Origin of the sequence: Pseudothauera rhizosphaerae (assembly GCF_004801305.1) — a bacterium.
In the GTDB taxonomy this organism is placed as follows: Bacteria; Pseudomonadota; Gammaproteobacteria; order Burkholderiales; family Rhodocyclaceae; genus Pseudothauera; species Pseudothauera rhizosphaerae.
Genome location: NZ_SSOD01000019.1, coordinates 94,806 through 101,151, shown reverse-complemented (window position 1 = coordinate 101,151; position 6,346 = coordinate 94,806). Strand labels below are relative to the sequence as shown.

Below are 6,346 nucleotides of genomic sequence, written 5' to 3'. Positions count from 1 at the left end.
GAGCAAAAACGGAGGGCAACAGCCCGAGGACGACCCGATCGGAAGCGAAAAACGCCATCAAAGTCGAAAGCCCGTCACTGATACGCGCTCGAAATCGGTCCGCGGGCATTTGTTCAGCACTTCCTTAACGGCGGTAATCGTGAGCGTGCCCTTTGACGGCGTGGCTGTGGAGATATAGCTTCGATCATTGCCATTCTGTAGTTCTCGTTTGAACTCGTCTTCGGTGTTGTCCTTGGATTCGCCGGGGGTAAGTACTTCAAGCTTAGCAAGGTCATCGTCTATGGTGAGCGTCACGAATATCATGTACGCACCCATCGCGACGAACCCTCGTGCTACCTCCGCGGCATCGTTCCTTGGAGTCATCGCCGTCACGGTGCGCTCAGTCGCTTCCAAGTCGACCATCCATGTGCCATTAATGCTTTTCTGGCTGTTCGCCGAGACGTTGAGAGCAAATGCAAAACTGAACAAGGCGATTAGTAGTTTCATCCTTGCAGAACTCATTGAGTGATCTTGAATAACGGTGGGTTGACGATAAAATATCTGGTGAATTATGAAGGGGCCGCAAGAACCGGTTCCGTTACCCGCGCCCCCCAAGTTTCCCCACCAACCCCCGCAACGTCTCCTGCAAATCCGCCGGCAGCACCACCACTTTCGAACTTCCCGCCTGACCCAGCCGTTCCAGCGAGGCGATGTACTTCTCCCCCAGCAGGTAAAGCATCGGTGTGCTCTCAGTGCCGATGGCGACCGCCACGCGGCGGATGGATTCGGCGGAGGCTTCGGCCAGCATGACCTGGGCGTTGGCGTCGCGCTTGGCGGATTCGAGGCGGGCTTCGGCTTCCAGGATGGCGGCCTGTTTGGCGCCTTCGGCCTTGGTCACGGCGGCTTTCCGTTCGCGTTCGGCGGCGGCCTGCATTTCCATGGCGCGCTGCATGGAGTCGGAGGGGTTGATGTCCTGGATTTCCACAGATTTGACGGTAAGGCCCCAATCCACGGCCTCGTCGGCGATGCTTTCCCGCAGCCGCGCCTTGATCTTGTCGCGGGAGGACAGCGCCTCGTCCAGCTCCATCTCGCCCACGATGGCGCGCAGGGTGGTCATGATGAGGTTGCGGATGGCTTCGGAGAAGTCGGTGACGCCATACACGGCGCGCACCGGGTCGGTGACCTTGATGAAGGCCACGGCGTTGGTGCGGATGACGGCGTTGTCGCGGGTGATGACTTCCTGCTCCTGCACGTCGAGGATGATGTCCTTGGTGACGAGCTTGTAGGCCACCCTGTCCAGGTAGGGGATCAGGATGTTCAGGCCGGGCTTGAGGGTGCCGTGGTACTTGCCCAGCCGTTCGACGATCCATTCCTCGCCCTGGGGCACGATGCGCACGCCCTTGGCGATGGTGACGGCGACGAAAACCAGCAAGGCAATGGCGATGGCGAGACCTGCGTTCATGCGGCGACTCCGGTAGGGATGCGGGAAAGGGAAGGGGAAACGGGGCGGTGCCGGCCGTTCAGGCGCGGACCACCTTGAGGAAGCTGCCTTCGATGGCGACCACGCGCACACGCTCGCCGGCGGGAATCGCGGCATCGGCCAGGCAGACCCATTCGTCGTGGCCCAGGATGGGGCGCTGGAAGCGGACCTTGCCGCGGCCGTAGGGCTCGACGGCGCCGACCAGCAGGCCGACTTCGCCGATGACCTCGCCGCCGGCCGTGCCCGCCAGGGTCTTGTGGCGGCGCGTTTCGAAGACGCGGAACCACAGCACCGTCATGGCCACCGAGGCCGCCGCCCACAGGCCGATCTGCGTGGTGAGGGAAAGCCCGTCCGCCAGCCACAGGACGAGGGCCACGAGCAGGGCGCCGAAGCCGAACCAGATGACGAAGAAGGCCGGAACCGCGAGTTCCAGCAGGATGAGGACGATGCCGCCGACCGCCCAGTGCCACCATTCCAGATTCATGGGAACCTCCGTGGCGGCATTCTAGCCCGGACGAGTATTTTCCGGTTCGTTCGCCTGCCGTGCAAATCCATGGGTTGTGCGGAATGGCACAACATCCCTGCCTTGCCGTGAGCGCCGCCGCCTGAACCGTGCCCGCGCCGGGGCGGTCGAACTTGCGCCGTTTGCAGGAGGAAGGCGGATGAATGGACGCATGTTTTCCCGGCGCCGTTTTCTGGCGCTGGCGGCGCTGGGTGCGCTGGAGTTGCCGCGCCTGCCGGTGGTACAGGCCGCGGAACCGGTGTTGCGGTCGGTGCCTTCCACCGGCGAGCGACTGCCGGCCATCGGCATGGGGACGTGGATCACCTTCGACGTGGATCGCGGCGACACCGAGGTGATGACGGTCCGCTGGCAGGTGCTGCAGGAATTTTTCGCCGCGGGCGGGCGGCTGATCGATTCTTCGCCCATGTACGGCAGTGCGGAGGCGGTGCTGGGGGAACTGCTGCCCCAGAGTCCGGGGGCGGGGGCGCTGTTCTCGGCGACCAAGGTGTGGACGCCGGGGCGGTGGATGGGCGAGCAGCAGATGGCGCGCTCGCGGGAGCTGTGGGGGCTGCCGCGCTTCGACCTGATGCAGGTGCACAACCTGCTGGACTGGGAGGCCCACCTGCCGACGCTGCAGCGCATGAAGGCGGAGGGGTGGGTGGGCCACATCGGCATCACCACGTCCCACGGCAGCCGGCACGGGGAGTTCGAGCGCATCCTGCGGCGCGAGCGGCTGGATTTCGCGCAGTTCACCTACAACCTGGCACATCGGGAAGTGGAGGAACGGCTGTTGCCGCTGGCGGCGGAGCGGGGCTGCGCGGTGTTGATCAACCGGCCCTTCGACGGCGGGCGGTTGTTCGGCCGCGTGAGGGGGGTGGCGCTGCCGGGCTGGGCGGCGGAGATCGGCTGTACGAACTGGGCGCAGGTGTTCCTGAAGTTCGTCATCTCGCACCCGGCGGTGACCTGTGCGATTCCCGCCACCTCCCGGCCGGCGCATATGAGGGAGAACATGGGGGCGCTGGCCGGGCCGCTGCCGGATGGGGCGCTGCGCCGGCGCATGGCGGCGGATTTCGAGCGGCTGTAGGGCGGTGCCGTCTCAGTCCGCCTCGTCCCAGCGCAGGGAGCGCAGCGCCCGGGCTACCGCCAGGGCGCGGGCTTCGGCGAGAGATTGCCCGTCGTCGGGTACGGCCGCCTGGGTGGCGGCCAGGGCGCGTTCCATCAGCGCGGTCTTGGGGTAGGGGAGGACGCTTTTGCCCGGGTAGGCGTGGAAATCGCAGGCGCACAGGGTGAGCAGGTTGCGGAAGCGGTTGGGTTGGTCGAAGGCTGCCACCCGTTCCAGCAGGGCGCTGATGGAGCCGGCGCGCATTTCGGCGGCGCGGTGCACCCGTTCCAGTTCGAGCACGGCGAGTTGGGCCAGGTCGCGGCAGGACTCGGGGACGCCGAGGCGGGCGCACACGGCATCGATCCGCGGAATCGCCCGCTCGATGTGGCGGTAGTGGTCGGGCAGGTGCTCGGGCGGCGAATCGGACTTGCCGAAGCTGTAGCCCAGCGCGGCGAAGCGCACTTCCACCGGGGCGCCGCAGCGGGCGGCCTCGTCCAGCACGCGCATCTGGTGGTCGCCCACGTCGATCTGGTGGGTGTCGTGGCCGCGCTGGGGCACGCCCCAGAGGGCGTCGAGTTCCGGCAGCAGCAGGCGCAGGGCGCCGCAGCGGCGCAGCACGCGGAACATGCGCGAGGGCGCGGTGCCCATGAGGCCGACCTGCAGCTCGGGCCACAGCAGCGGCGGCCAGACGTGGGCCAGGGAGCCGCTTTCCACCTGTTGCGCCATGAGGTCCAGGGTTTCGGGGTCGAGTTCGCCGTCCTCGCAGGCCGCGAGGGCGGCCAGGCGCAGGATGGAGAATTCGGGGCCGGCGTGCAGCGTCCGGCGGAAGGGGCGCAGGGGGTCGCTGGAATCCGGTGGCATCGCCGTCGCGGAACTCAGCCCTGGGGGCCGGGGCCGATGATGCGCGGACGGCCGCCCTGGTCCAGGGCGACGAAGACGAAGTGGGCGTCGGTGACCCGCACCTGGTCCTCGCCGTCCCGCGCCCGGCGCCAGGCTTCCACGCGGATGGTCATGGAGGTGCGGCCGATGCGGGTGATGTCCGCGTACAGGCTCACTTCGTCGCCCACGTACACCGGCTGCAGGAAGTTGATGCGGTCCACCGACACCGTGGCGCAGCGGCCCCGGGCGCGGCGGGCGGCGACGTTGCCGGCGGCCAGGTCCATCTGCGCCATCAGCCAGCCGCCGAAGATGTCGCCGGCCGGGTTGGCGTCGGCGGGCATGGCGATGGTGCGGATGGCGGGTTCGCCCTGGGGGCGTTCGGGGGCATCGGTGGGGGCGGGGGTGTTCATGCTGCGGTCCTTTGCGACGGGGGAAATGCTCCCATCGTAGCGCGCCGTCCGGCACGGGGGTCTGCGGATCAGGCGGCGGTGGCGGCGCTGCGCTTGAGGTGGGCGGCCAGCGCGGCGTCCATGGTGGACAGGTGCAGGTCGAACCATTCGGGCAGGCTCTGCTGCACGTAGGCACGGGCGAATTTGAGCCGCCCGGCCTGCACGCCGCGGCCGAAGGCCATCAGCTCGCCGAGCACGCGCTGGTGTTCGTTCACGTGTTCGCCGATGGCGGGAAAGCGCGCGTCGTCCGCGGCCATGAGGGCGGCGGCCAGGTCCACGAACTCCCGGTGGGTGGCGTCCATGTCCGCCACGCCGAGGGCGTGGCGGTCCTCGATGAAGGCGATCACGTTCAGGCCGCCGCGGTCTCGGTCAGGCCGGCCAGGTCGCGCACGTCGGTTTCCACCACGGTCAGGCCCAGGCGCGCACAGAAGCGGCGTTCCTTGTCGTTGGGCTCGGCGATCAGCGCCCAGCCGGAGGGCTGCGCCGCGCCGTAGATGAAGTCCGACAGCAGCATGCGGATGGTGTCCCGGTTCAGGCGCGCGCCCACCACCAGGTACTTGAGGCCCTGGCGGCGTTCCTTGAGGAAGGGGGGGATGGCGAAGCCGCCCATCAGCTCGGTGATGTAGTCCACGTAGTCCGCGTCGGAGGCGATCCACTGGGGTTCGGGCCAGGGCGTGCCACAGGGCTTGAACAGGATGGGGGCGGAGGTGTCGATCTCGCTCTCTTCCGCCGTGGCGGGGCCGTAAGCCTGGCCGTCGTGGCGGTAGAGTTTGTAGCGCAGGCCGCTGGCGATGCGCGCGGTGCCCACGATCAGCGTGTGCGGGCGGTCGGCGTAGAGCTTCTGCAGGCCGGTGTCCCGGTTCAGGTCGATGACGTAGGGCAGCTTCTGCTCCGCCAGCCAGCGGTGCACGGCGGCCTCGCTCCAGCCGTTGTCGCCGTAGATGCCCAGCAACGACCGGTTGACGGTGCTGCGCCCGCGCTTGAGTTCGATGTTCATGGCCGCGCGGGGGAATTCGTACATCAGGCGCGGGGCCATGGGCTGGCCGTTGTTCAGGGCCAGGATGAGTTCGTCGCTGGTGGCGGGAATCTTGCGGCCGTCCTGGGTGTGGCGCACGTCGGCGAGCACGTCGGCGCCGAGAAAGGGCACCACGTTGCCGGCGGCGAGGCCGGCGCGGATCTCTGCGAGGGTTGCGTCCATGGGTTTTCCTGTCGGGTTGTGCGTGGGGTCCCGAATGGGCGCGCAAGAACGATGCCATGCCGGCGCCCGTGCCTTCCTCCCCGCCGCGCCGCGGCTTCGTGGCAAATCTGACGATCACGGGCATGTCGTCTTTGCGACAAACCCGACATTGGGGCTAAATATTACTTTCGTCGTGCCGATACGACTGCGGAGGCTTCCGCGGACGGTAGCGCCGCGGTTTGGGGAACAGAGTGAAGAACACCAAGATCGTGATCAGCGGGCGCGAAGTGATGCTCGACGCGGACGAGCAGATCGTCAGCAAGACCGACCTGAAAGGGCGGATCACCTACGCCAACCGCGCCTTCATGCGCATCTGCGACTATGCGGAGCCGGAGTTGCTGGGCGTGCAGCACAACATCGTGCGCCATCCGGACATGCCGCGCGGCGTTTTCCAGATGATGTGGGAAACCCTGCAGGCCGGGCAGGAGTTCTTCGGCTTCGTCAAGAACCTGACTGCCAACGGCGACCATTACTGGGTGTTCGCCAACGTCACCCCGGACCGCGAGGCGGGCCGCGAGGTGGTGGGTTATTTTTCCGTGCGCCGCCGGCCCTCGGCGCGCGGTGTGCAGGCCGCCGCCCGCCTGTACGCCGAGATGCTCGCTGCGGAACGCGGGGCCGGGCCGGCGCGTGCCATGGAGGCTTCACGCGCGCTGCTGGCCGAACGCCTCGGCGGCGAAGCCTACGAACGTTTCGTGCTGGCCCTGCAACTGGGTTGAGG

General features: G+C 67.6%; 9 protein-coding genes. 2 read left to right on the top strand and 7 right to left on the bottom strand.

Annotation, left to right across the window (positions count from 1 at the left end; all coding sequences use genetic code 11):
- Positions 1-57: 57 nt before the first annotated feature.
- The 3 genes from E6O51_RS18990 to E6O51_RS18980 form a co-directional block, all read right to left on the bottom strand.
- Positions 58-486, bottom strand: coding sequence for a hypothetical protein (locus E6O51_RS18990; protein WP_136386587.1), 429 nt, complete (start codon positions 484-486; stop codon positions 58-60).
- A gap of 91 nt (positions 487-577) precedes the next feature.
- Positions 578-1,441, bottom strand: coding sequence for an SPFH domain-containing protein (locus E6O51_RS18985; protein ID WP_136386586.1), 864 nt, complete (start codon positions 1,439-1,441; stop codon positions 578-580).
- A 58-nt stretch (positions 1,442-1,499) separates the two neighbouring features.
- Positions 1,500-1,943, bottom strand: a complete 444-nt coding sequence (locus E6O51_RS18980; RefSeq protein WP_136386585.1) for an NfeD family protein — start codon at positions 1,941-1,943, stop codon at positions 1,500-1,502.
- A 190-nt stretch (positions 1,944-2,133) separates the two neighbouring features.
- Between E6O51_RS18980 and E6O51_RS18975 the strand changes: the two genes are divergently transcribed.
- Positions 2,134-3,045, top strand: a complete 912-nt coding sequence (locus tag E6O51_RS18975; protein ID WP_230976853.1) for an aldo/keto reductase — start codon at positions 2,134-2,136, stop codon at positions 3,043-3,045.
- Between the two features lie 12 nt (positions 3,046-3,057).
- Here E6O51_RS18975 and E6O51_RS18970 read toward each other — a convergent pair whose 3' ends face one another.
- The 4 genes from E6O51_RS18970 to E6O51_RS18955 all read right to left on the bottom strand — a co-directional run bounded on the left by E6O51_RS18970 (position 3,058) and on the right by E6O51_RS18955 (position 5,589).
- On the bottom strand, positions 3,058-3,924 hold the full coding sequence (locus E6O51_RS18970) for a tRNA nucleotidyltransferase (protein WP_136386583.1): 867 nt from the start codon (positions 3,922-3,924) through the stop codon (positions 3,058-3,060).
- Between the two features lie 14 nt (positions 3,925-3,938).
- Complete coding sequence (locus tag E6O51_RS18965) at positions 3,939-4,352, bottom strand: acyl-CoA thioesterase (RefSeq protein ID WP_136386582.1); 414 nt, start codon at positions 4,350-4,352, stop codon at positions 3,939-3,941.
- 68 nt (positions 4,353-4,420) lie between these two features.
- Entirely contained in the window at positions 4,421-4,738 is a 318-nt protein-coding gene (locus E6O51_RS18960) for a hemerythrin domain-containing protein (RefSeq protein WP_230976852.1), read from the bottom strand.
- Positions 4,739-4,740: 2 nt separating this feature from the next.
- Positions 4,741-5,589, bottom strand: coding sequence for an SIR2 family protein (locus tag E6O51_RS18955; RefSeq protein WP_136386581.1), 849 nt, complete (start codon positions 5,587-5,589; stop codon positions 4,741-4,743).
- Between the two features lie 230 nt (positions 5,590-5,819).
- Here E6O51_RS18955 and E6O51_RS18950 point away from each other — a divergent pair, with 230 nt between their 5' ends.
- A complete protein-coding gene (locus E6O51_RS18950) occupies positions 5,820-6,344 on the top strand; it encodes a PAS domain-containing protein (protein ID WP_230976851.1) in 525 nt (174 codons plus the stop codon).
- Positions 6,345-6,346 lie beyond the last annotated feature (2 nt).